Genomic DNA, 23,185 nt, shown 5'->3' on the forward strand with positions numbered 1-23,185 from the left:
CTTGCAAGGTTTGAATTCCATGCATGTCTCAACGGTTCCTCTGAAAAACGATTTTTTTGAAGCATTCTCTCTTGATGATGCGCAATACGCATTTTTCTGCGACGTCGATGGCACATTGATTGATCTGGCGCCGACACCTGACAGTGTGATCGTGAGTGACGACCTCGTTTTTTCCTTGCAAAAACTGGATGATCGATTGACCGGTGCGGTCGCGCTGGTGACAGGGCGACCACTCGAATTCATTGAGCAGCAGTTTCCTTTCTTTTCAGGGGCCATTGCCGGTCTGCATGGCACCGAATTCCGGCTCCCTTCAGGGGAAATCGAAAGACTGGAGCCGGGCGAACATTTTCGGCTTGCAAAAGATTTTCTCAATATGACCCGCGAGCGTGTCGGTGATCTTCTCTTGGAAGACAAGGGCAATGCAATTGCGCTTCATTACAGAAATGCGCCTCACCTCGAAGATGTCGCGCACGAATTGATGACGGTAGCGCAGCGCTTGGCCGGGCCTGAATGGCGTGTGCAGCCCGGAAAATACGTTTTCGAACTGCGTTCACGCAATGGGGACAAGGGTGCGGCTTTGCGCCGTCTCATGCAATGCGCACCTTTTGCGGGACGTGTGCCATTGGCTTTCGGCGATGACCTGACCGACATACCCATGCTTGAGGCTGCTACTGCGCTCGGTGGCCAGGGCATTGCGATTGGCGAAACCATTCGTGGTTCGTCTTCACATGCACTGGATTCGCCCGCGGCGCTTCGGGCATGGATCGCCGGTTTGGCTGAAAGTTAGAGCGTATTCCGATCTGCTTAAATCAGATCGATGCTCTAATGATTTGATTCAAAGCGCATCTTATCCGAAAACCGTTTCACACCTTTCGGGATGCGCTCTAATTTAAAGGAGAGAATAATTGGGGCGGCTTATCGTGGTTTCCAACCGTGTGCCCTTGCCTGACAAGCAGGGTAGGGCACCGGCAGGCGGGTTGGCAGTTGCCTTGCAGGCGGCATTGAACGTGCGTGGCGGGGTCTGGTTCGGCTGGTCGGGAAAAACATTGACCGAGGGGCAATCGCAAAAACTGGAAATGCGCGATGTTGGCCCGATCAGCTACGCGCTTTTGAGTCTGTCCAAAAAGGATATCGACGAATATTACGCCGGTTTTGCCAACCGCATGCTGTGGCCGTTGTGTCATTACCGGCTCGACCTTATCGACTATGCCCGTAAGGATATGGACGGCTATTTTCGGGTCAACCGGCTGTTTGCACAGCAATTATTACCGCTGATCGAACCCGATGACGTGATCTGGGTGCAGGACTATCACCTCATTCCACTTGCCGAGGAGTTGCGGCGTTGCGGTTTAAAAAACCGCATCGGATTTTTCCTGCATATTCCATGGCCCCCAGCCGACATTCTGCTGACCTTGCCCGTGCACGAAGCGGTTATGCGCGGACTGACCGCTTATGATGTCGTGGGATTTCAGACCGAGAATGATGTCGAAAATTTTATCGGTTGTCTGCGCCGTGAGAAGATCGGCGAGCAGATTGCACCGCGCCAGTTCGAGGCATTTGGGCACCGTTTTAGCGTGGACAGTTTTGGCATCGGTATAGAGACGGAAGTTTTTGCGAGACTTGCGAAAAAATCCCAAAACAGCACCTCGGTCAAACGCATGCGTGAAAGCATGAGCGGGCGCGATCTGATCATCGGTGTGGATCGGCTCGATTATTCCAAAGGTATCACTGACCGGCTTGAGGCTTTTGAGCATTTTCTGAAAATCGACCCGGCCAATCGTGGCAGTCTCACCTTTTTGCAAATCACCCCGAAATCGCGCTCCGAGGTGCCTGAATACAAGGCTATGCAGCGCATGGTGGCAGAGCTGGCGGGTCGTATAAATGGGGCCAATGCGACGATCGACTGGACGCCGATACGTTATATCAATCGTTCACTCAATCGCGATACGCTGGCCGGGCTTTACCGGCTTGCGCGGATCGGGCTTGTGACACCACTGCGCGATGGCATGAATCTGGTCGCCAAGGAATATGTCGCGGCACAAAATCCTGAGGACCCCGGTGTGCTGGTGCTGTCGCGCTTTGCCGGTGCCGCACAGGAACTAAGCGGTGCGGTTCTGGTCAATCCCTATGATGCGGAATCGGTTGCGCATGCCATTTCACGCGCCATTGCCATGCCTCTGGAAGAACGCAAGGAACGCTTTTCGGCAATGATGGACTTCCTGACCGAGAATGATGTCACCCGCTGGTGCGACCGTTTTCTCGAACGTCTGGCACCAGCGGCGTAAAGGCTTCTATCGAACGGCCTGAGCGTAAATGCGCACGACGTTGCGCACGGCTTCGACCAGCAGTGCATGCGGGGTGGCTTTAACACGGCCTGCGGCAACTGCCGGATAAAGGGTACCCAGATACTGACTGATCAGCGTTTCAGGGATTTTACGTCCCTCAAGGCGTTTCATAAGTGCGTTGACTGCAGACGAGGCCTGCGGGTGCGGCCAGTAATAGCGAATACGGTCACTATAGGAAAAATGGCGCTGGAGCCGTAAATCATCGGCGTTGCCATGATAGTATTTTTCCCAGTTCGCAGGCTCTTCCAGAAGCAGTTTCTCCATTCGGGCACGCAGCGTTTCCTCTTCCGGCAACGGGTCGAGGAAGGCTGCGATCTGGTCGAGACCGTAGAGTGCCTCGCGCAGTGCGAAGGTCAGGCCGGGACCGACTTTCAGAATGGAAAACCCATCGTGCACGAGGGCTGAAAGCGCTTCGACCGGCTGATAGTCGGTTGAATGCGCTTCAAAGACGAATTGCGGCATTTCATTGAGAATGCCACTTAGAGCCGTTGCCTTGTCGCTGTCGTAGAAGACGACGTTCTCGTTGCCGAATTCGACACCGGGTTGCACCACGACGCCAATGGCACGTGCAAAGGCGTCTTCGAGGCCAAGTGCGGCAAAGGCCTTGCGATGAATAGCCACCGTTTCGAGAGCGGCTTCGGGCCGGGTCAGCTCCAGCCCTTCGATTTCTTCCATCGCGCCGCCTGGGATCGGCACTTCCGTGCCGATAATATAGACGGGCAAATCGAAGTCGGATTGAGCGGCTGCTGTTTCCGAGATTTTGGCAAGGCGCGCTGCGCGTTCTGCGGTCAGGGCATCGGGGAGGGCGACCGGCTCGCCTGCACAGCCCATGGATGTGTCGAGATGGATTTTGGTGAAACCGGCGCGCACGAAGGCATCCATCATCACTTCGGATTTCTGCATGGCTTGTTCTGCGGGCAGATGTTTCCACGGGTTGGGACCCAGATGATCGCCGCCGAGAATCAGACGTTGTGTGTCAAACCCGACTTTTTTTGCAATGTCCTCGACGAAGCTCCGGAAATCGCTGGGCGTCATGCCGGTATAGCCGCCATCCTGATTGACCTGATTGCAGGTGGCTTCGATCAGCACATCCGTGTCGGTCGCCAATCCCTCAAGTAGAGCCGCCTCGATCACCAAAGGATGCGCGGAACAGATCGACGTGATGCCACCGCGCTCGCCACGCGCAAAACGGGATGGAAGTGCGCTCAGTCTCTGGGTGCTGCTCATGGTTCTGGTCATGGACGCTCTCTATTGTCTGCAATGAATTGTTCGATTTCTGCCATGGTCGAGGTGCCTTCCATCGGGCCCTTGACGCCAACGGCGCGTGCCCCGGTCGCGTTGGCAATCCTCAACGCACGTGCCGGCGTTTCGCCACGCAGCCATTGCGTGACGAAAGCCGCGCCAAAACTGTCACCCGCGCCGGTCGGGTCCACTTCCTTGACGTTTAAAGCCGGGGCAATCACGGTGCCCGATGCGTCGTGATAGCTTGCGCCATCCGCGCCGCGCTTGACCACAATGGCTTTGATGCCGCGTGCAAGCAATTCATCGATTGCCGCATGCTCTTCTGTCGCCTTCGTAAACAGAAAGATTTCCGATCCGCTCGGCATGAAAAGATCCGTGTGCTCCAGCGCATGCAGCAGCGCCTCGCGCATGCCGGGAAGGTCAAGCATTTCCTTGCGAATATTGGGATCAAAGGAGATGGTGCCGCCCTTGGCCTTGATGCGCGTCGTAGCCTCATGGATTGCGGCGACGATGCCATCGGAAAACAATGCCGATCCCATGATGTGGAGATGATCGGCACTTTCGATCATCTTTTCGGTCTCCGACGTCAAGCCGATCGCGCTGCATGCGCTGTGCTTGATGTTGAAGATAAAATCGCGATTGCCATCCGGGCGATAGCGCACGAAAGCGCTGCCGGTGGCAGCAGTCGGATGCACGGCAATGGCCGAAACGTCCACACCGTCTCTTTGCAATCGCTCGATATTGAGCGTCCCGAAATCGTCCTTGCCTACAGCGCTGACAAGGCCACAGGGCTGACCGAGTTTTGCTACCTGGTCGATGAAGATAGCGGGTGCGCCCGAAGCAAAAGGTCCGATCAGCGGAATGGCGGTTTTAAAACCGTTACCTGTTTCCACCGCCATGATCTCGACGACGATTTCACCAATGGTGATGATTTTCTTCATGTTCTCTGTCTCGTGAAAAATACCCGCACTACGTCTAAGCCGACAAGCGCAGCTTGATCTCGGCATTGAGAAGTATGCGATGATTGGATGGCAGATCGGTCTTTTGATCCAAACCCTCTCCGAGCGTTTGAAACAGTAATTCCATCGCCAGTCGTCCAATTTCGTTATAATCCTGTGCAACCGTAGTCAGCGGAGGGCAGGTGTATTCGGAAAGTGGATTATTGTCGTGTCCCGCAACGCGGATATTGCAATCTTTCAGCCGGCCGATCTTCATACCCGCCTGCCATAGAGCGCCGGTCACGCCGAAGGCGATACGGTCATTAGAGCACAGCACGGTACTGGTCGGAAAACTATTCTTCTCACGCAGGATACGGGCTGTTTGCTCAAAAGCGTAGTGCTCGAAATCCCAGCTGCGACTGGGTTCGAGTTCGATAATTCTGGGTTCAAACCCAAGGTTTTCCATAGCCAGACAATAGGCGTCCCGCCGCTTGATCGCGTTATTATTCACAAGAGGCATGGAAAAATAACACGGTTCGCTGCCCGAGCGGCAGAGATAATCAACAATCAGATGGAAGGATTTCTGATTATCGGTGCCGACAAAGGGAGAACTGTTGTCGAGGGGTGAATCCACATAAACGGTCGGGATATCATCGGCGAGGTGGGTAAGGGCCGAATGCTGCGATTGCTCACCAAGGGGCGCGATGATTGCGCCTGCGACATTGAGCGAGCGCAATGTTTCAATGGCGCGCTTTTCCAGTTCCGGTTTTCCATCAGAGGACAAGACCAGAGCAAGATAACCGCGCTGTTCGGCAAGGGCCTGGAGCCTGCGCGTCATGGCCATGTAGAAATGGTCAAGCTGGTTCGGAATTATGATGCCTAAAATGGTCGTACGACGACGATTAAGGTTCACCGCGAAAAGATTGGGGCGGAAGCCAGATTGCTGGATTGCGGCTTCGATGCGTTCACGCGTTTTGGGACGGACAGATTCGGGATCGTTGAAATATTTGGAAACAGTAGGGCGTGAAAGCCCGACCAATTCCGAAAAATCTTCCATGGTGCGTATGGTTTTACCCACGATTGATGTCCTGTTCGTCATGCGATGGCGCATGCATTTTTGCGCCCTGGTTGTCTTTCTATGACCACCGAGTTCTCCCAAAACATCCGAAGTGGGAGAGACGTACAGAAGCCAGAGAAATATTTCATAATATATTCAACGATATAACCATAGCCCGCATTTTGTTTCCTCCGATGGCGGACGGATGTCAAAGTGTCAAAGGCAGGCATTGGCGTCAAGGGAGCAAATGCCGTCTACTCAACAGGTGCAGTTGCAAATCGAATGTGATAGGCTTTTAAAATGATATTGCGGGGAGGGGCGTTTCAAACGCTTTGCAATTGTTTGCTGGCGAGAAGTAAAAATTCTTTTGCTGACAGCGGTGTCAAAAACCGCCCTTGACAAGTCCCGAAATGCCAAGCCATAAACTTTACATACGTAATGATATTACTGTGCACTCGTAAAGGAGGAGATGGGATGCAAAACAAATCTTATATTGCAGGGCTCATTGCATCTGCCGCAGGCATTGCCCTGATGGCGGGTGCCGCATCGGCGGAAGAACTGACCATCGCAACGGTTAACAATTCCGACATGATCATCATGCAGAAGTTGTCGCCGGAGTGGGAAAAGGAAACCGGCAACAAGATCAACTGGGTGGTTCTGGAAGAAAACGTTCTTCGCCAGCGCGTGACCACGGACATTGCTACCAAGAGTGGCCAGTTTGACGTCATGACAATCGGTGGCTATGAAGCGCCGATCTGGGGCAAGGCCGGATGGCTTCTCGATGTTGACGACCTTGGCGATGATTACGATTACGACGACCTGATCAAGCCGGTGCGTGCAGGCCTCACTGTCGATGACAAGCTTTATGCGGTGCCTTTCTATTCGGAAAGCTCGTTTACCTATTATCGCAAGGATCTGTTTGACGCTGCCGGTCTTCAAATGCCGGATGAGCCGACTTATGAGCAAATCAAGGAATTTGCGACCAAGCTCACCGACAAGTCGAAAGAGCAGTATGGTATTTGCCTGCGCGGCAAGCCCGGCTGGGGCGAAAACATGGCCTATCTCGGCACGCTCATCAACACCTATGGCGGGCGCTGGTTCGACGAGCAATGGAAGCCGCAGATCAATTCCGACGAGTGGAAGAAGGCAGTCAGTTTCTACGTCGATCTGATGAAAGAAGCCGGACCTCCCGGACTGACCTCCAACGGTTTTAACGAAAATCAGGCGCTGTTTTCGACCGGCCATTGCGCGATGTGGATCGATGCAACCTCTGGCGCGGGTCGCGTTTACGATCCCAAGCAGAGCCAGGTTGCCGACAAGGTCGCCTTCACCAAGGCACCTGTCGAAGTAACGCCAAACGGCTCGGCCTGGGCGTGGTCGTGGAATCTGGCAATTCCCGCCTCCACCAAAAAGGCGGATGCTGCGAAATCCTTCCTCAAATGGGCGACGTCGAAGAGCTATGTCGAACTGGTGGGCGAGAAGGAAAGCTGGGTTGCCGTACCCCCAGGTACACGCCAATCAACCTATGCCAATGAGAACTACCAGAAGGCAGCACCTTTTGCCGCAACGGTTCTCGCGTCGATTGAATCGGCCGATCCGACCAAGGCAACCAAGGATCCGGTCCCTTATACCGGCATCCAGTTCGTGGCGATCCCTGAATTTCAGGCGATTGGAACGATTGTCGGTCAGGCTGTTTCGGCAGCCGTTTCGGGACAGCAGGGTGTCGATGCGGCGCTTGATGGTGCACAGCGTCAAGTCGAACAGATCATGACGCAGTCCGGTTACATCAAGTAACAGCGTTAAAATAGGTGGCCTGCCGCGTCTTTGAGAGGCGGCAGGCCGAATTTTCGCATATTTCTGTCAGGAACGGGAATGTGATCGGAAGGGAGAGAGGATTTATGCCAGCAGACAGTGCTTTGGCTCCCAATAGTAAACCAGCGCGCAGCCGGAGCAGATCGCGCCGCAGTGTGCGAACTGGTCCCTTGCTTGCACCAGCCGTCATCCTGCTTCTTTTATGGATGATCGTACCGCTGGGGATGACCCTGTGGTTCTCGTTCCAATACTACAACCTGATCAATCCATTTGTGACCGGCTTTGCCGGGGTGTCCAATTATTCCTTCCTTCTGTCTGATCCGGGCTTGTGGTCGGCAATCGCCAAGACACTTATTCTCTTAGGTTCTGTGCTCACCATATCCATTGTGATGGGTGTGGCCTTCGCGGTGGTTTTCGATCAGGATTTCTTTGGCAAAAACATTGCGCGACTGCTGGTCATTGCACCGTTTTTCGTCATGCCGACCGTCTCGGCGCTCATCTGGAAAAACCTGCTCATGCATCCGGTCAATGGCTTTTTCGCCTTTGTCTCGCGCAGTCTCGGACTGCCGGTGATCGACTGGTTCTCGCAGTTCCCGATGGCCTCGATCATCATCATCGTTTCATGGCAATGGGTGCCTTTTGCAACGTTGATCCTGATGACGGCCATGCAGTCGCTCGACCGCGAGCAAATGGAAGCCGCACGTCTCGATGGTGCAAAAGGGCCGGTGATGTTCTATCATATCGTCTTGCCGCATTTGTTGCGTCCGATTTCGGTCGTCATCATGATCGAAACGATCTTCCTGCTGTCGATCTTTGCGGAAATCCTGGTGACGACATCAGGCGGTCCGGGCATTGCCACCACGACGCTGACTTATTTCATCTATCTCAAGGCACTTCTGCAATGGGATATTGGCGGCGCGTCAGCGGCGGGCGTTATTGCCATTGTGCTGGCCAATATTGTTGCCTTCTTCCTCATTCGCACCGTTGCGCGCAATCTGGATAATTAGGAGGCAGGCATGGCTAAAAAACGCAAGATAAATAAAGCCGCACTCCTAGCCGGTATCATCGGCTGGGCCGTAGCACTTCTGATGTTCTTCCCGATCCTTTGGATGCTGCTTGCATCGTTCAAGACGGAGATCGATGCAGTTGCTCCGCCAAAGCTGTTCTTTTCGCCGACGCTTGAAAATTTTGCCGAGGTCAATCAACGCGCCAATTATCTGCGCTATGCAATGAACAGCGTGATTGAAAGTCTGGGTGCTACGATTCTCTCGCTGATTATCGGCGTACCTGCTGCCTATGCCGCAGCTTTCTTTCCGGGAAAACGCACCAAGGATCTGCTTTTGTGGATGCTGTCGACCAAGATGCTGCCTGCGGTGGGCGTGTTGGTGCCGATCTATCTGCTGGCGCGTGACAGTGGTCTCCTTGATACCCGTACCGGGCTCATCATCATCTTCACCCTGTCCAATCTGCCGATCGTTGTGTGGATGCTCTATTCCTTCTTCAAGGAAGTGCCGCATGAAATTCTGGAAGCCAGCCGTATGGATGGTGCCAAGGTAGGCCAGCAGATCCGTTATCTGTTGCTGCCATTGAGCCTTCCGGGCATTGCATCCACAGCGCTTCTTTCCATTATTCTGTGCTGGAACGAAGCTTTCTGGAGCCTCAACCTGACAGCCTCACAGGCAGGCCCGCTGACGGCCTTCATCGCGTCGTTCTCCTCGCCGGAAGGCCTGTTCTGGGCCAAGCTGTCGGCAGCCTCGACGCTTGCGATCGCACCAATCCTCGTCTTCGGCTGGATGACGCAGCGCCAACTGGTGCGCGGTCTGACCTTTGGCGCCGTGAAATAAAGGGATATCCCATGGCTACACTTTCATTACACAACGCCACAAAAACTTTCGGCAATGTCGGCGTCATCAAGGGCGTCGATCTTGAGATCGAAGATCGTGAATTCGTGGTCTTCGTCGGGCCATCAGGCTCGGGCAAGTCCACGCTCTTGCGTATGATCGCGGGGCTGGAAGAGATCACTACTGGTGAATTGAAAATCGACGGTGAACTTGTCAATGACACGCCACCCGATGAGCGCGGCCTTGCCATGGTGTTTCAGACCTATGCGCTTTATCCGCATATGAATGTGCGCGAGAACATGGCTTTTGCGCTCAAGCTTGCAGGGCTTGCCAAGGCCGAACGCGACCGCAAGGTGGAAGAGGTTGCTAAGACGTTGCAGCTCGATGCACTTCTTGATCGCAAGCCACGCCAACTTTCGGGCGGGCAGCGCCAGCGCGTCGCCATTGGCCGCGCAATGGTGCGCGAGCCCAAAATTTTCCTGTTCGATGAGCCACTTTCCAATCTCGATGCCGCCTTGCGCGTGCAGATGCGCATTGAGCTTGCGCGTTTGCATGAGCGGCTTAATGCAACCATGATCTATGTGACACATGATCAGGTCGAAGCCATGACGCTGGCCGACAAGATCGTCGTGCTGCGTGATGGAAGGGTAGAGCAAGTGGGGTCACCGCTCGAACTCTATCACCACCCGGTCAATCGTTTTGTGGCTGGCTTCATCGGCTCACCGACCATGAATTTTCTCGACGTGAAGGCGCGAGCCGTGGATGCTGACGGCGTTACCGTAGAACTGGGCGGTGGCCGCACCGTCAAGGTGCCGGTCAAGGGCGATGGGATCAGCGAAGGCGCGGCGTTGGTTCTGGGCATCCGCCCTGAACGCCTGCACCCCGCCACTGATGGCGTTCTTGATGGTGAGGTCAGTGTTGTGGAGCGGCTTGGCGGTCAGACCTATCTCTATGTTCAGAGTGACGCTGCAGATGGCTTTCTGGTCTCTGAAGCGGGCGGAGACAGCACCGTGCAGCTGCATGATCCGGTGAAACTCGGTTTTGTGGCGGCAGATGCACTTCTTTTCAAGCCAGATGGACTCGCACTTGAACGGCGCGAACGCCATCCGCTGACCCTCGCCGATAAATCTGCGCATCGCTGACGTCAGCATATCCTCTCTCCCGGAGACTTTCTATGAGACTTAAAGACAAGGTTGCCCTCATCACGGGTGCGGCACGTGGCATCGGGCTTGGCTTCGCGGCAGCCTACGCGCGTGAAGGTGCGAAAGTGATCATTGCCGATATCGATATCGACCGTGCGCAACAGGCAGCCCGTGAGCTTGGCGATAAGGTGAGCGCGGTCAAGCTCGACGTTACCGATCTTGGCCAGATTGAGAAAGTCGTGGCGGAGATCGATGCCGAATATGGCGGCATCGATATTCTGGTCAACAATGCCGCGATCTTCGATATGGCGCCAATCAACGAGATTACCGAGGCAAGCTACGAGCGCGTCTTCAATATTAATCTTCGAGGACCGCTTTTCATGATGAAAGCGGTGTCCAATGTGATGATTGCGCGCAAGCGTGGCGGTAAGATCATCAATATGGCGAGCCAGGCAGGCCGTCGCGGTGAAGCACTGGTGACATTTTACTGCGCGTCGAAGGCTGCGATTATTTCAGCGACGCAATCCGCCGCGCTTGCGCTCGTCAAACACGGTATTCAGGTCAATGCCATAGCACCCGGCGTGGTGGATGGTGAGCACTGGGACGTGGTGGACGCTAATTTCGCAAAATGGGAAGGGCTTAAGCCCGGTGAGAAAAAGGCGGCGGTGGCCAAGTCGGTTCCGATTGGCAGGTTTGCAACGCCCGAAGATATTATCGGTATAGCGATTTTTCTTGCCTCGTCCGAAAGCGATTACATTCTGGCCCAAACCTTTGGTGTGGATGGCGGCAACTGGATGGCATAAAGCTGGCCTCCTCAAATACCATAAAATACAACACGCTTTAATAGGCCGGGGTTGGATTATGAAAGCCATATATTTTACCGGTCTTGGCAAGGCAGAACTTGTGGACCTGCCGGAGCCTCAACTCAAACCCGGTCACGCTGTGATCGAGGTCAAGGCGGCAGGGCTTTGCCATACTGATATCGAAGTGTTGCATGGCCGCTATGGTTCAAGTGCGTTTCCGCTGGTGCCGGGACATGAATATTCTGGCATCGTCGTGTCGGTGGCCGAGGATGTGACGCATCTGAAGCCGGGCGACCGGGTTGCGGTCGATCCCAATATCCCTTGCGGTCATTGTCGCGCCTGTCGCAAGGGGCTGACCAACCTTTGCAGCGACCTGAAAGCCTATGGCGTCACGCATAATGGCGGTTTTGCGCAAGAGAGTCTTGTGGATGCGGCGCATCTCCACCCGATTGGCGATCTGCCCCTTGATGTGGCGGCATTGGCCGAGCCGCTTGCCTGTGTGCTCAACGGATTGGACGCATCGGGCCTTAAGGCAGAAAGACAGGAGGCTGACACGGCGCTTGTCTTCGGGGCAGGGCCGATTGGTCTTTTGCTGGCGCTTTCACTCAAAGCGCAAGGTGTTAATGAGGTCGCGGTTGCCGATATTAATGAGCATCGGCTTGGGTTTACTGAGAGCCTTGGCCTTGAAGCCATTCATTCGGGTTCTGACGCGCTTGAAAAGCGCAAACGCAGTTTTGATTTCGTGGCGGATGCGACCGGGATTGCCAATGTTGCGCAATCCATGATCGATTATACCGCCGATGGCGGCACTGCGTTGTTTTTTGGTGTTTGTGCGCCCGATGCCCGCATAGCACTTGCACCTTTCGAGATATTCCGTCGCCAGATCCGGCTTGCGGGGTCGCACTCGCTCAACCGCAACATTCCGCAGGCTCTGGATGTTCTGGCTAAAGACGATGGTGCAATGGCGCGCCTCATTTCGCATCGCCTGCCGATAGACGAGATGCTTCCGTTTTTCACCAAACATGGTGGCGACCCTGCCACGATGAAAATACAATTCGTATCCGCTGACTGAGAGGACGCCCATCATGACCAGGCTTTCGCGCACGACACTGCAAGGCTTCGACAAGGTTCAAAAACCCGTTTACGATCCGGCAAGCCTCACGCCGGGGATTGTGCATTTCGGAGTTGGTAATTTTCACCGTGCGCATCAGGCCGTCTATCTCGACGACCTTTTCGGGCAGGGCACAGACCACGACTGGGCATTGGTGGGAGCAGGCGTGCGTGCAAGCGACGATGCCATGCGCGACAAGCTTAAGGAGCAGGACTGGCTCACCACCGTGGTCGATCAGGAAGCAGATCATGCCGGTGCGCGCATTACAGCCTCCATGGTCGATTATGTGACCATTAACACCGATGAAGGTCGCAAGGCACTGGTTGACTATTTGACCGCACCGCAAACCCGCATTGTTTCGCTGACGATTACCGAAGGCGGGTATTATATCGATCCGGCGAGCCAGCAATTCGACCCAGCTCACCCCGATATCGTTTTCGATGGCGCTCACCCTGACCGCCCGAATACGGTTTTTGGCCTGATCGTTCAGGCGCTGAAACTGCGCCGCGACAAGGGCATTGAGCCTTTCACTGTGATGTCCTGTGATAACATTCCGGGCAACGGTCATGTGACGGAAGACGCAGTTACGGGTCTTGCAAAATTGAGCGATCTAGATTTTGCGCAATGGATTGCTGAAAATGTTGCTTTTCCCAATTCCATGGTTGATCGCATTACGCCTGCTACCGGACCCCGCGAGCGCGAGATTGCACAACGCGATTTCGGCGTTGATGACGGTTGGCCGGTTTTCTGCGAAGGGTTCAAACAATGGGTCGTGGAAGATAGATTTCCGACGGGCCGCCCCGCGCTGGAAAAGGTTGGTGTCACCTTCACCGATCAGGTGGATGCGTATGAGCTGATGAAAATACGCATCCTCAACGGTGGGCATGCGGCTATCGCCTATCCAGCGGGATTGCTCGACATTCATTTCGTGCATGAGGCGATGGAACATCCGCTGATCCGCAGCTATCTCAAGAAGCTTACCGGGGAGGAGATTATCCCGGAAGTGCCACCGGTGCCGGATACCAACCTTGAGGATTACCGCGTGCTGATCGATAGGCGCTTTGCCAATCCGAGCATTGGCGACACGATCCGCCGCCTTTGTCTCGATGGCTCCAATCGCCAGCCGAAATTCGTGCTGCCGACCGCTGCCGACCGTCTGGCCAAGGGGCGCCCGGTGAGCGGGCTCGCACTGGTGTCTGCCTTCTGGTGCCGCTATTGTTTCGGCACGACGGACAGCGGTAATGTGATCGAACCGAACGACCCATCATGGGATCGTCTGGTCAAGCAGGCGGCGCTGGCTAAGGATAATCCTTCCGCCTGGCTTGCTATGGAGGATATATTTGGTGCCCTCGCTTCTGATCCAGTTTATGTCGCGGCTTTCTCGGCAGCGCTCAAGACCATTTGGGATGAGGGTGCCGCCAAAACGCTCGAGAAGTATCTGTCGGGCGAGTTGACGTGCTGATTGTCAAAGTGGGGCAGCGATCAGGTGCCCCGTCGCGGCGTGGCGTATGACATCCATCGGCACGCCGTAAATCTCGCGCAATTGTTCCGGTTCCATGATGCCGGCAGGTGTCGATTGCGCGATCAGGCGGCCGCCGTGCAGCGCGAATATGGAATCGCAAAAACGCGCGGCCATATTCACGTCATGCAGGACGATGAAGACACTCAACTGTTTTTCCTGCGACAGTTTTTGCACCAGTGACAGAACCTCGAGCTGATGCGCGATGTCAAGCGCGGAGGTCGGTTCGTCCAAAAGCAGGCATTGCGCGTCCTGCGCCACCAGCATGGCGATCCAGACGCGCTGGCGCTCGCCGCCTGAAAGCGTGTCAACAAGGCGGTCGGCAAATGTACCTATGCCGGTCAGCTCAATAGCCTCTTCGACTTTCTTTCGGTCGGTGTCGCCAAACCGGCCGAGCGCGCCATGCCATGGGTAGCGACCCAGCGCCACCAGCTCCTTGACAAGCATGCCGGATGCTTGCGCGGTATATTGCGGCAGATAGGCGAGTTTTCGCGCAAATTCGCGGTCACCCCATTGATCGAGGTTCTTGTTATAGAAGCGGATTGTACCACCTGATGCGGGTTGCTGGCGGGCAAGAATTTTCAGGAGTGTCGACTTTCCCGAACCATTATGCCCGATCAGGGCCGTGACACTTCCAGCCGGGATCGCCATGGTCAGGGGCTGCAATAACATGCGGCCACCTGCAGAAAAGGTGACATTTTCCAATTCGAACAAAGTGGAGGTCATCAAAGCCTATCCTGTCGGGCCTATCCTGTTGGCAGATTTCGAGCCGTCATAACGCGGCTTCGCGAAAGTTGCCAGTAAAACATGACTAATATATACATATTTCAGGCTGGTTACAGGACAGGTATATTGGGGTTTCATCCTCACATGAAGAGCCGAATTGAGGACGTCAGGTTCCTTGACGATCTTCGATATCGCGCATGGAACGGTGCAATCGTCGATGTGTGGACGGTGGAATGCGGACCAGCCGCACGCGGTGAAACCGGCTTGCAATATCATGTGGGTGTCAAATACAAACCGGAACTCTTTGATGGTCTGGCTACGACATCTTTCTCTCACCAGACCGTTCAACGACAACGAAGCTCTAATCGGTAACCGACCCTATTGTTTGCCTGAAAAACAGGCATCACTTTTCGTTGAATGCAAGGTTTCAGCCGCAACGGTCGCCGATTTGAAACTCGGTTATGAAAGGGATAGTCGGGGCGTCGATCTCAACGTCACCTTACCTTTTCGACAAGAAATATGTATCGTGATGTCAGGTCGCCTGTCCATGCGCAGCAATTCTGCGGCCCGAACTTTTCCGTCTCAAAACCCTTGTCCAGCCTTACCGCAACGTTAGGTGTGAGTAGAGGGCCTGCATTTATCGGGGCGGGCTTTCCAGCTGAAATCTATTTGGCAAGGAGAATATTCTTGACTATTCGCACCATTGTCTGGGGTGAAAATATCCATGAGCAGATCAACGAAAGCGTCCGTTCACTTTATCCAGAAGGAATGCATGCAACGATTGCAGCAGCACTGAAACATGATGCGGAAATTGCGGTTTCCACGGCGACCTTGCAGGAGCCGGAGCACGGACTGAGCCACGAGCGTCTTGCTGAAACAGATGTTCTGGTCTGGTGGGGACACCAGGATCATGGCGGTGTTAGCGATGCTGTTGTCGAACGTGTGGCCAATCGTGTGTGGGAAGGCATGGGGCTGATAGTTCTGCATTCCGGGCATTTCTCAAAAATCTTCAAGCGGCTTATGGGAACGCCGTGCGCGCTCAAATGGCGTGAAGCGGGCGAGCGCGAGCGCGTCTGGATTGTCAATCGTGGCCATCCGATTGCCGCTGGGCTTGGTGAGTATTTCGTGCTTGAAAACGAGGAAATGTATGGCGAGCAGTTTTCTGTGCCCGAACCGTTGGAAACGGTTTTCATTTCATGGTTTGCGGGTGGGGAAGTTTTCCGCTCTGGCATGACCTGGCGACGCGGTGCCGGCAATATCTTTTATTTTCGCCCCGGTCACGAGACTTACCCAACCTATCATGATGCCAATGTGCAGACCGTGCTGCGCAATGCGGTCAAATGGGCGTATAATCCGCAAGCTCCGTGGGTCGGCGTTCACGATGCACCCAATGTTCCCGTCGAAAAGGCGCTTGAGCGGATTGTTGAGCGCGGCCCCAAATTGCATGAACCCGGTCAAGCCGGCTATCGGTGAGGTTAGACGATGCGTTTGCTTATTCTGGGAACGGGAGACATGGCGAATACCCATGCTGAAGCCTTCAAGGCAATTGAGGGCGTCGAGGTGGTCGCAGCCTGTGATGTGTCGGCGGTGCGCGTCGATGCATTTTCTGAAAACCACGATATTCACAACCGTTTCACGCGGCTTCAGGATGCCCTTGAATGGGGCCGCTTTGATGCAGTCGCCAATGTGACGCCCGACGCTGTCCACCACCCCACCACACTTTCGTTGATCGGCGCAGGAAAGCATGTCTTTTGTGAAAAGCCGCTGGCGGAGAGCTACGACAAGGCAGCGGAAATGGCGGAGGCCGCCGAACAGGCGTGCATCGTCAATATCGTCAATCTGACCTACCGTAATGTTGCACCGTTACAGAAGGCGCGCGCCATGGTGCTTGCAGGTGAAATCGGGCAGGTACGCCATTTCGAGGCGTCTTACCTGCAAAGCTGGCTGGTCGCGAAAACCTGGGGCGACTGGAAGACCGAGAGCAAATGGCTGTGGCGTCTTTCGACCCGCCATGGCTCAAACGGTGTTCTGGGTGATGTCGGCATTCATATTCTTGATTTCGCCAGTTATGCCATCGGCAGCGATGTCGAGCGCGCGTCGGCACGGCTTAAGACATTCGAGAAGGCCGGGAATAACCACATCGGCGAATATGTTCTCGATGCCAATGATAGTTTTGTGATGATGGCCGAATATGCCAATGGCGCGCTCGGTGTCATCCACGCCAGTCGATGGGCGACGGGGCATCTCAACGAACTGCGTCTGCGCATTCATGGCGACAAGGGCGCATTAGAGGTGCTGCACACGCCGACCGGATCAAGCCTGCGCGGTTCGTTGGGCGATGACATCGAAACGCCGCTCTGGCGTGAAATCGATGCGGGTCAGGCCGAAAGCAATTATGAGCGCTTTGCACGCGCAGTTGCCAACGGCACAGAACTGGAGCCGAGCTTTCGTCATGCCGCCAATCTGCAAAGAGTTCTCGATCACGCAATGATTGTCGATGAACCGTTGCCGCCCGTCGCAAATCCTAGCTAAACAGCGATGCGCTGAGCAGGAGTGCGCCGGTCAGCGCGATGAAAAGGGCTGCGCAAACTTCTATTGCTGCTTTTAATCGGCCCGATATGGCAGTGCTTCCAGCAAAGCGAAGGGCTGCATTCTTGGCTGTTACCGCAAGCGTTGCAAGAAAAGCCACAGTCAGGAATGTGCCGAAGGCCATGGCGAAGACCGAAAGCAGGCCGCCGACCGTGAGGCCGTTCAAAAGTGCAAAGGTCAGAACAATCAGTGCGCCGGAACAGGGGCGGAGCCCCACCGAGAAAATCGCCGACCATGCGGTCTTCCAGTTGAATTCATCGCCCAAGGTGGCAGGATCGGCGATATGGGCATTGCCGCAGGCGGTGCAAAGCTCTCCTTCGCCGATGAAGACATGATCGGCGTTAGCCGTAGCCGGACGGTAATTGAGCTTGACCGTGCTGGCTGCTGCTGCCGCGCGCGTGCTTTGCGAGATACTGCCCTGCCATGCTGGTTCTCTGGCCGGGCTGCTTGCCATAACCGGCTCAAGCGCTGAACCAAAAAGGGATGCGGCGTGATTGGTGTCGCTCTTTTTAAACAGCAGCGGCAACTTGCGCACCAGAAGCCAGAGGCCGAAGAGCAGCACCAGTGCAAAACTGGCAATTTCCATGTAGCGCGCTGTCTGGTTCATTGAAATGCCGGTGCCGCGCAGAACGAACCACGCAAGCCCGACCACGACCACCGCCATGATGGCCTGCAACAGCGATGAGATGAAGGACAGGAAGATGCCGCGCCGTAAGGCGGTTTCATTGGCAATCATATAGGAAGAAATGACCGCCTTGCCGTGGCCGGGGCCAGCAGCATGAAAAATGCCGTAAATGAAAGAAAGTCCGATGAGAACCCATGCCTGCCAAGGGTCTTCGCGCATGGCTTTGAGCGCATTGGTCATGGCAAGATAGAAACTGCGCTGCTGCTCGTTCATCCACAAAATGATATGTGCAAACGGACCTGTCGGCGTTAGTGCCGCCTCATTGGAACCGATGCCGAGCGAGGATTGCGCATGGGCCTGAACGGCGATCAACGCCAGACAGGCTGTGAGAACGAGCATGACCGATCTTTTCATCGTTTTTTGTCGCTTTCCCTATCCCTATCCCTGAGCGCCACAGGTGATTTCCAGCCGTGTGGCGAAAATCTTCGACAGGTCATTTCCGGATGGATCGTTGAAGAAGGCTTCCGTCAGCGATGATTGATTTTGTGCTATGGCCTCATCAGGGTCAGGGCGCACGATAGCCGATTTGCACCCCTTCGGCAGCCCATTGACCACCAGATCACTGTCATTGACGTAGTCGATTGCCGTATAAAACGTTGGATCATAAATACCGAAGCGCATGGTGTGACCGGGTGCAAGCTTGAGTGGCTTGGCAGGTTTGCTTGTAAAGAGGATCAGCAGGCGGTTATCGGTAAAAAGAGCTGCAAGGTCATTAGGCCTTTCCATCTCCACGTCTTTTCCATCTTGCTCGACTGTCTGGAAATATTTGAATTCGGCAATGGATTCATTAATCACATGGCCAAGGTCGATCAACTCCTTGTCATCGAGCTTCAAGTCGCCGTTCTTGTCGAACTCCATCAAAACAGTGGACGAAAACACATCATCGAAGCGCCACACATGGGCAAGTTTTTCAACCGTTCCGTCAGGGGTAACGCTGACTTCAAGGCGCGCTTCGGCGAAGACATGCGGATGTGCGTTTGCTGCGACCGGCACAAAGCCCGCCATCAGCGATGCACATGCTGCGGCCGGGATAAACCAGCCTTTCAGACGCAAGGGCGAAACGAACATGATTTAATTTCCGTAAGCTTTTGTCACGCTTAAGCGTGAAGGCGGCGAAAGTAGGACGTTCGGCATGAAAAGCTGTTCATTGCCTTTCCTTGAACCACTGCGCCAGAAAATCCACCAGCGCGCGGATCTTTGCAGGAAGATAACGACGGTGCGGATAGACGGCATAGATGCCGCCGTCGCGGATCATGAATTCGTCGAGACAGGCAATCAGCCGACCCCGCTCGATTTCTTCCTCCGCGATGAAGGCGGGCAGCGAACAGAAGCCGAGCCCTGCCAGAGCGGCGTTCTTTGTGGCGACGGGACTGTTGACCTCAATCGGGCCGCGGACAGCAACGCTCATCATCGAGCCGTCGCTATTGCGAAAGTGCCAGTTGTTGCGCGAGCGCGCATTGGTGTCGACAATGCAGGGTCTGTCGGAGAGGTCTTCTGGCCGCTCCGGTTTTCCTACGCGCGCAATCAGCTCCGGCGCAGCGCACAGCACGCTGTGAAAATCCGAGAGCCTTCTGGCGATGAGCGAGGAATCCTGCAAGCGCGTGATGCGGATAGCGACATCGAACCCTTCCTCGACCAGATCGACAAATCGGTCGTCGAGCCGGATATCAAGCACGATGTCGGGATGCGCAAGACAAAAATCGATCAGCGATTGGCCGATCACCGCATCGGCAAAGGTGCGCGGTGCGGAAAGTTTTATGCGCCCGCGCGCGTCCGAACTTGTTTCGCTGACCGCATCCTGAAGAGCGTCGATCTCGCGGATGATCTCCACCGCCCGGTGGTAATAGGTATGCCCCGCTTCGGTCAGAGAGAACTGGCGCGTGGTGCGGTTCAAAAGCCGTGCGCCGAGATCATCTTCCAGTTCGCGTACATATTTGGACAAAAGCGCCTTGGAACGTCCGATCTTGCGGGCTGCGGCTGAAAACCCTTCCGCCTCGACCACGTCTATGAAGGCGCGCATGCGTGTCAATGTATCCATGGCCGGTCAGCTCCCTGCGTGTGAGGCGGCAGGACGAATGCGGGCGAAAGAAACCTGAAGAGAATAGAAGCAGAGCATTGTTCACCCTTTTAGGCGGAAAAACGCGGTAAAGCGCCGTGAAAAGCCGGATACAGGCCGAGACTGTTTCAGTTGCGTTGAACAATGGCAAGGCTGGTTTTGCGAGGCAAGAAAATAAATGGCTGTGGTTAATTTTGTCATTGAATAGACATGATTTTCCGCTTATATCCGCCTTGCCCAAAGTCGCACGTGCCTGTGGGTGTCCGCCGGTCCTCGAATGGTGAGGAACTCGGTATGGTACCTGGACCTAACCGCTCCAGTCGATCTGATGGCCAACCGGCAGATCGAGGACATCTTGAAGCAACGACGGTGCGGGCCTTTCTGGTGTCTTTCGGCTGTCCAAAAGCCGGAATTACTGAAGAGGCACACCTTCATTGCCGGTAGTGCGGATGCGGTTCTCCCAATTCCAATCCAAGGCAGACAAAGCGGAAGAACGCTGTTTCTGGCGTTGTTCCACCGCCGCATTTCGTTTTCGCGTGATATCAGCACCTCCAAAGGCTGGCCTCGCAGCGAAGGCGTTCATGCACACTTTGTCCCCTTAACAAACGGCGAAGACGCCGTGCGGGAGAATGACCATGGCAACGCAGCGCATCATTGATTTCCTCAACACCCGTCGTCCCGATGGCCCATGCCTCGTCGTCGATACCGACGTCGTGCGCGATAATTTCCAGAGTTTTGAAAAGGCTCTGCCCTATTCGCGCATCTTCTATGCGGTGAAGGCAAATCCGGCCCCTGAAATCCTGCGGTTGCTGGCTTCTCTCGGCTCGTGCTTCGATACGGCATCAGTTGCGGAGATCGAAATGGCACTGGAAGCGGGCGCAACGCCCAACCGCATCTCCTTCGGCAACACCATCAAGAAGGAGCGCGATATTGCGCGCGCTTTTGAGCTTGGCATCCGCCTTTTTGCTGTCGATTGCGTCGAGGAAGTTGAAAAGGTCGCGCGCGCAGCCCCCGGTTCGCGTGTGTTCTGCCGTGTTCTGACCGATGGCGAAGGCGCTGAATGGCCGCTGTCGCGTAAGTTCGGCTGCGTGCCTGCCATGGCGATTGACGTTTTGCGTCACGCCAAGGCGCTTGGCCTCGATTCTTATGGCGTTTCGTTCCATGTCGGCTCGCAGCAGACGGACCTCTCGGCCTGGGACCGTGCGCTTGGCGATGCGGCCATGGTTTTTCGTACCCTTGCCGATGAAGGCATCATGCTGCGCATGGTCAATATGGGCGGCGGTTTTCCAACCCGTTATCTGAAGGACGTGCCGACCGCCCAGGCTTACGGCATGGCGATCTTCGACGCATTGTCCAAACATTTCGGCAACCGTATCCCGGAAACCATCATCGAGCCGGGCCGCGGCATGGTCGGCAATGCCGGTGTGATCAAGACGGAAGTGGTGCTGGTTTCGCGCAAGGCAGACAATGACAATGTGCGCTGGGTCTATCTCGACATTGGCAAGTTCGGCGGTTTGGCCGAAACCATGGACGAGGCGATCCGCTATCAGATCGTCACCCCGCGTGACGGGGGCGAAACCGAACCCTGCGTTCTGGCCGGACCGACCTGCGACAGCGCGGATGTCATGTATGAAAAGACGCCCTATCCGCTGCCGCTCTCGCTGACCATCGGAGACGAAATTCTCATCGAAGGGACGGGGGCTTACACCACCACTTATTCGGCGGTGGCGTTCAACGGCTTCGAACCGTTGCGATCCTACGTCATCTGATCGGTCAGGTTTCGGCCCGAATTGATCATCGCAATCCGTCTGGCGCCGCAAGGCACTGGACGGGGTTTGTTGACGCAGTTTTTTGCCCTCGCGGATAAATGCCATGAACGCATATCTGAACCTTCAAGATCAAATCGCGGTTGCGGTCTCCCGTCCCGTCCCGGTTTTCGATCCGGCTTTCACTGTCGTTGCCGAACGTCCGGACCACGTCGAGGCGCGCGAGGCGCTTCTCGACCGCGCCATGGGCGAGGGGCGGCGTCGCAAGTCATCGGAAAAGCTGCGTCGTGGCCGCGTGCCCGCAAAGGGCTTGGCCTTTGCCGCGCAAAACAGCGATGGCATGGTTGCCGGCACGGTGCGGCTATGGAACGTTCAGGCTGGACACGATGCCTCTGGACGTGCGGTTCCCGCGCTGCTGCTTGGGCCGCTCGCGGTCGATCAGGCGTGCGCGGGTTACGGGATCGGCTCGGCGCTTATGCGCCACGCGATTTCTGAAGCGCGTCGTTTGGGCTATGGCGCGATCCTGCTTGTCGGCGATCCAGAATATTATGAACGCTTCGGTTTCTCCTCAGAGAAAACTGGCGCGCTTGCCATGCCGGGTCCGTTCGAAAAACGCCGCTTCCTGGCACTCGAACTTCAAGCCAGCCATCTTGATGGCGCACATGGCGTCTTGCGCCGCAGTTCCTGAAAAGATCCGGCCTTTTAAGCTTTCCACTTCTTTCCCTTGTCGGTGCTTCATGGCATGAACACAAAAGGGGCGGTGGTGGAAATGAAGAGAGGCCGGATATGCAACAGCAACCGCAATCATCGCACGGTGTGCAGTTTTCCGTGATCCTGTTAAGCGTATTTTTCATCGGTCTGGTGGAGGGCATACAAGGGGTGCTTCTTCCGCTCGTTGCGCAGGAATACGGTGCGTCCTATTCCATGCTGGGGACCGCTACGAGTGTTCATTCAATGCTGTTTTTTGTGGCGCTGTTTCTGGGCGGACGGTTGTTCGCGCTTATGGGTGCAAAACCCTTTCTATTGGCGGCGACCTTTGTCTTTGCCATCAGCGCATGGATAGAGGCGCTTATGCCTTCTTTTCGGGTATGGGAAATTTCCCGTATGTTGCAGGGCATATCCGCTGGCTGCCTGCTTTCCTTCGCACTGACCTTTCTTGGATTGAGTGCGGAGCGCATAAGACGCGGCGATCTTCTGGGAATAATGCTGGGGCTCTTTTTCTTCGGCAGTGGATTGGGCGGATTTGTCGGCAGCTTTTTAAGCCCCGGGTTTGGCCTGACTTCAATATCGCTGAGCGTAGCTGTTGGCGCGGTTTTCATTCTTCTTCTGCAGGCACTGTGTATTACGACGCCCGAACGGCTGGGAATATCCGCCATATTTGACTGATACGTCTTTCATTTTAGCGACAGTCAATATTCTGGGGAAATATGACGTTCTAACTCCACAAAGAAAGTTCGGGAATTGTAATATTCTTAGCACTTACTTATGAGTTAATTAGCCTTGAAGTCGTGGGAAGCTTTGAGTTCAAGGCTGTCGCTACACGCTTGGCACAT

The 23,185-nt window shown here is 55.2% G+C and carries 22 protein-coding genes; 15 read left to right on the forward strand and 7 right to left on the reverse strand.

The window, feature by feature from the left end; all coding sequences use genetic code 11:
• The first annotated feature begins 19 nt into the window (after window positions 1–19).
• On the forward strand, window positions 20–787 hold the full coding sequence (gene otsB, locus AAIB41_RS12535; RefSeq protein ID WP_343315624.1) for a trehalose-phosphatase: 768 nt from the start codon (window positions 20–22) through the stop codon (window positions 785–787).
• A gap of 118 nt (window positions 788–905) precedes the next feature.
• Window positions 906–2,285 (forward strand): alpha,alpha-trehalose-phosphate synthase (UDP-forming), encoded by a 1,380-nt coding sequence (gene otsA, locus AAIB41_RS12540; RefSeq protein WP_343315625.1) that lies wholly within the window; start codon window positions 906–908, stop codon window positions 2,283–2,285.
• A gap of 6 nt (window positions 2,286–2,291) precedes the next feature.
• Here otsA and AAIB41_RS12545 read toward each other — a convergent pair whose 3' ends face one another.
• The 3 genes from AAIB41_RS12545 to AAIB41_RS12555 are packed head-to-tail and all read right to left on the reverse strand — an operon-like array spanning window position 2,292 to window position 5,582.
• Window positions 2,292–3,572 carry a D-tagatose-bisphosphate aldolase, class II, non-catalytic subunit gene (locus tag AAIB41_RS12545; protein ID WP_343316057.1) on the reverse strand — a complete coding sequence of 427 codons (1,281 nt, stop codon included), beginning with the start codon at window positions 3,570–3,572 and terminating at the stop codon, window positions 2,292–2,294.
• Between the two features lie 8 nt (window positions 3,573–3,580).
• Entirely contained in the window at window positions 3,581–4,528 is a 948-nt protein-coding gene (locus AAIB41_RS12550) for a sugar kinase (RefSeq protein WP_343315626.1), read from the reverse strand.
• A gap of 34 nt (window positions 4,529–4,562) precedes the next feature.
• Entirely contained in the window at window positions 4,563–5,582 is a 1,020-nt protein-coding gene (locus AAIB41_RS12555; RefSeq protein WP_343316058.1) for a LacI family DNA-binding transcriptional regulator, read from the reverse strand.
• 474 nt (window positions 5,583–6,056) lie between these two features.
• On the opposite strand from AAIB41_RS12555, the gene AAIB41_RS12560 reads away from it, so the two are divergent.
• The 7 genes from AAIB41_RS12560 to AAIB41_RS12590 all read left to right on the forward strand — a co-directional run bounded on the left by AAIB41_RS12560 (window position 6,057) and on the right by AAIB41_RS12590 (window position 13,753).
• Window positions 6,057–7,376, forward strand: a complete 1,320-nt coding sequence (locus AAIB41_RS12560) for a sugar ABC transporter substrate-binding protein (RefSeq protein ID WP_343315627.1) — start codon at window positions 6,057–6,059, stop codon at window positions 7,374–7,376.
• Between the two features lie 104 nt (window positions 7,377–7,480).
• Window positions 7,481–8,401, forward strand: a complete 921-nt coding sequence (locus tag AAIB41_RS12565) for a sugar ABC transporter permease (RefSeq protein WP_343315629.1) — start codon at window positions 7,481–7,483, stop codon at window positions 8,399–8,401.
• Window positions 8,402–8,410: 9 nt separating this feature from the next.
• Window positions 8,411–9,238, forward strand: coding sequence for a carbohydrate ABC transporter permease (locus AAIB41_RS12570; protein WP_343315631.1), 828 nt, complete (start codon window positions 8,411–8,413; stop codon window positions 9,236–9,238).
• A gap of 11 nt (window positions 9,239–9,249) precedes the next feature.
• Complete coding sequence (gene ugpC / locus AAIB41_RS12575; protein WP_343315632.1) at window positions 9,250–10,377, forward strand: sn-glycerol-3-phosphate ABC transporter ATP-binding protein UgpC; 1,128 nt, start codon at window positions 9,250–9,252, stop codon at window positions 10,375–10,377.
• Window positions 10,378–10,409: 32 nt separating this feature from the next.
• Window positions 10,410–11,180, forward strand: coding sequence for an L-iditol 2-dehydrogenase (locus AAIB41_RS12580; RefSeq protein WP_343315633.1), 771 nt, complete (start codon window positions 10,410–10,412; stop codon window positions 11,178–11,180).
• Window positions 11,181–11,238: 58 nt separating this feature from the next.
• Window positions 11,239–12,252, forward strand: coding sequence for a zinc-dependent alcohol dehydrogenase family protein (locus AAIB41_RS12585; protein ID WP_343315634.1), 1,014 nt, complete (start codon window positions 11,239–11,241; stop codon window positions 12,250–12,252).
• Window positions 12,253–12,265: 13 nt separating this feature from the next.
• Window positions 12,266–13,753 (forward strand): mannitol dehydrogenase family protein, encoded by a 1,488-nt coding sequence (locus tag AAIB41_RS12590; protein WP_343315635.1) that lies wholly within the window; start codon window positions 12,266–12,268, stop codon window positions 13,751–13,753.
• 3 nt (window positions 13,754–13,756) lie between these two features.
• Here the strand turns inward: AAIB41_RS12590 and AAIB41_RS12595 are convergent, their stop codons facing one another.
• Window positions 13,757–14,536 carry an ATP-binding cassette domain-containing protein gene (locus AAIB41_RS12595; RefSeq protein ID WP_343315636.1) on the reverse strand — a complete coding sequence of 260 codons (780 nt, stop codon included), beginning with the start codon at window positions 14,534–14,536 and terminating at the stop codon, window positions 13,757–13,759.
• Between the two features lie 144 nt (window positions 14,537–14,680).
• Here AAIB41_RS12595 and AAIB41_RS12600 point away from each other — a divergent pair, with 144 nt between their 5' ends.
• The 3 genes from AAIB41_RS12600 to AAIB41_RS12610 all read left to right on the forward strand — a co-directional run bounded on the left by AAIB41_RS12600 (window position 14,681) and on the right by AAIB41_RS12610 (window position 17,068).
• Entirely contained in the window at window positions 14,681–14,908 is a 228-nt protein-coding gene (locus AAIB41_RS12600; protein ID WP_343315637.1) for a hypothetical protein, read from the forward strand.
• Between the two features lie 315 nt (window positions 14,909–15,223).
• Window positions 15,224–16,009 (forward strand): ThuA domain-containing protein, encoded by a 786-nt coding sequence (locus AAIB41_RS12605; protein WP_343315638.1) that lies wholly within the window; start codon window positions 15,224–15,226, stop codon window positions 16,007–16,009.
• A 9-nt stretch (window positions 16,010–16,018) separates the two neighbouring features.
• Window positions 16,019–17,068, forward strand: a complete 1,050-nt coding sequence (locus tag AAIB41_RS12610; protein WP_343315639.1) for a Gfo/Idh/MocA family oxidoreductase — start codon at window positions 16,019–16,021, stop codon at window positions 17,066–17,068.
• Here the strand turns inward: AAIB41_RS12610 and AAIB41_RS12615 are convergent.
• The 3 genes from AAIB41_RS12615 to AAIB41_RS12625 form a co-directional block, all read right to left on the reverse strand.
• Complete coding sequence (locus tag AAIB41_RS12615) at window positions 17,061–18,164, reverse strand: nickel/cobalt transporter (protein ID WP_343315640.1); 1,104 nt, start codon at window positions 18,162–18,164, stop codon at window positions 17,061–17,063. The two genes, AAIB41_RS12610 and AAIB41_RS12615, sit on opposite strands and share 8 nt — an antisense overlap.
• 24 nt (window positions 18,165–18,188) lie before the next feature.
• A complete protein-coding gene (locus tag AAIB41_RS12620) occupies window positions 18,189–18,878 on the reverse strand; it encodes a DUF1007 family protein (protein ID WP_343315641.1) in 690 nt (229 codons plus the stop codon).
• Between the two features lie 76 nt (window positions 18,879–18,954).
• A complete protein-coding gene (locus tag AAIB41_RS12625; protein WP_343315642.1) occupies window positions 18,955–19,848 on the reverse strand; it encodes a LysR family transcriptional regulator in 894 nt (297 codons plus the stop codon).
• A gap of 653 nt (window positions 19,849–20,501) precedes the next feature.
• Here AAIB41_RS12625 and odc2 point away from each other — a divergent pair.
• The 3 genes from odc2 (at window position 20,502) to AAIB41_RS12640 (ending at window position 23,018) form a co-directional block, all read left to right on the forward strand.
• On the forward strand, window positions 20,502–21,635 hold the full coding sequence (gene odc2 / locus AAIB41_RS12630) for an ornithine/lysine decarboxylase (RefSeq protein WP_343315643.1): 1,134 nt from the start codon (window positions 20,502–20,504) through the stop codon (window positions 21,633–21,635).
• Between the two features lie 103 nt (window positions 21,636–21,738).
• Window positions 21,739–22,320, forward strand: coding sequence for an N-acetyltransferase (locus AAIB41_RS12635; RefSeq protein ID WP_343315644.1), 582 nt, complete (start codon window positions 21,739–21,741; stop codon window positions 22,318–22,320).
• 98 nt (window positions 22,321–22,418) lie between these two features.
• A complete protein-coding gene (locus AAIB41_RS12640) occupies window positions 22,419–23,018 on the forward strand; it encodes an MFS transporter (RefSeq protein WP_343315645.1) in 600 nt (199 codons plus the stop codon).
• The last annotated feature ends 167 nt before the right edge of the window (window positions 23,019–23,185 follow it).

Source organism: Brucella sp. BE17, assembly GCF_039545455.1.
Lineage (GTDB): Bacteria > Pseudomonadota > Alphaproteobacteria > Rhizobiales > Rhizobiaceae > Brucella.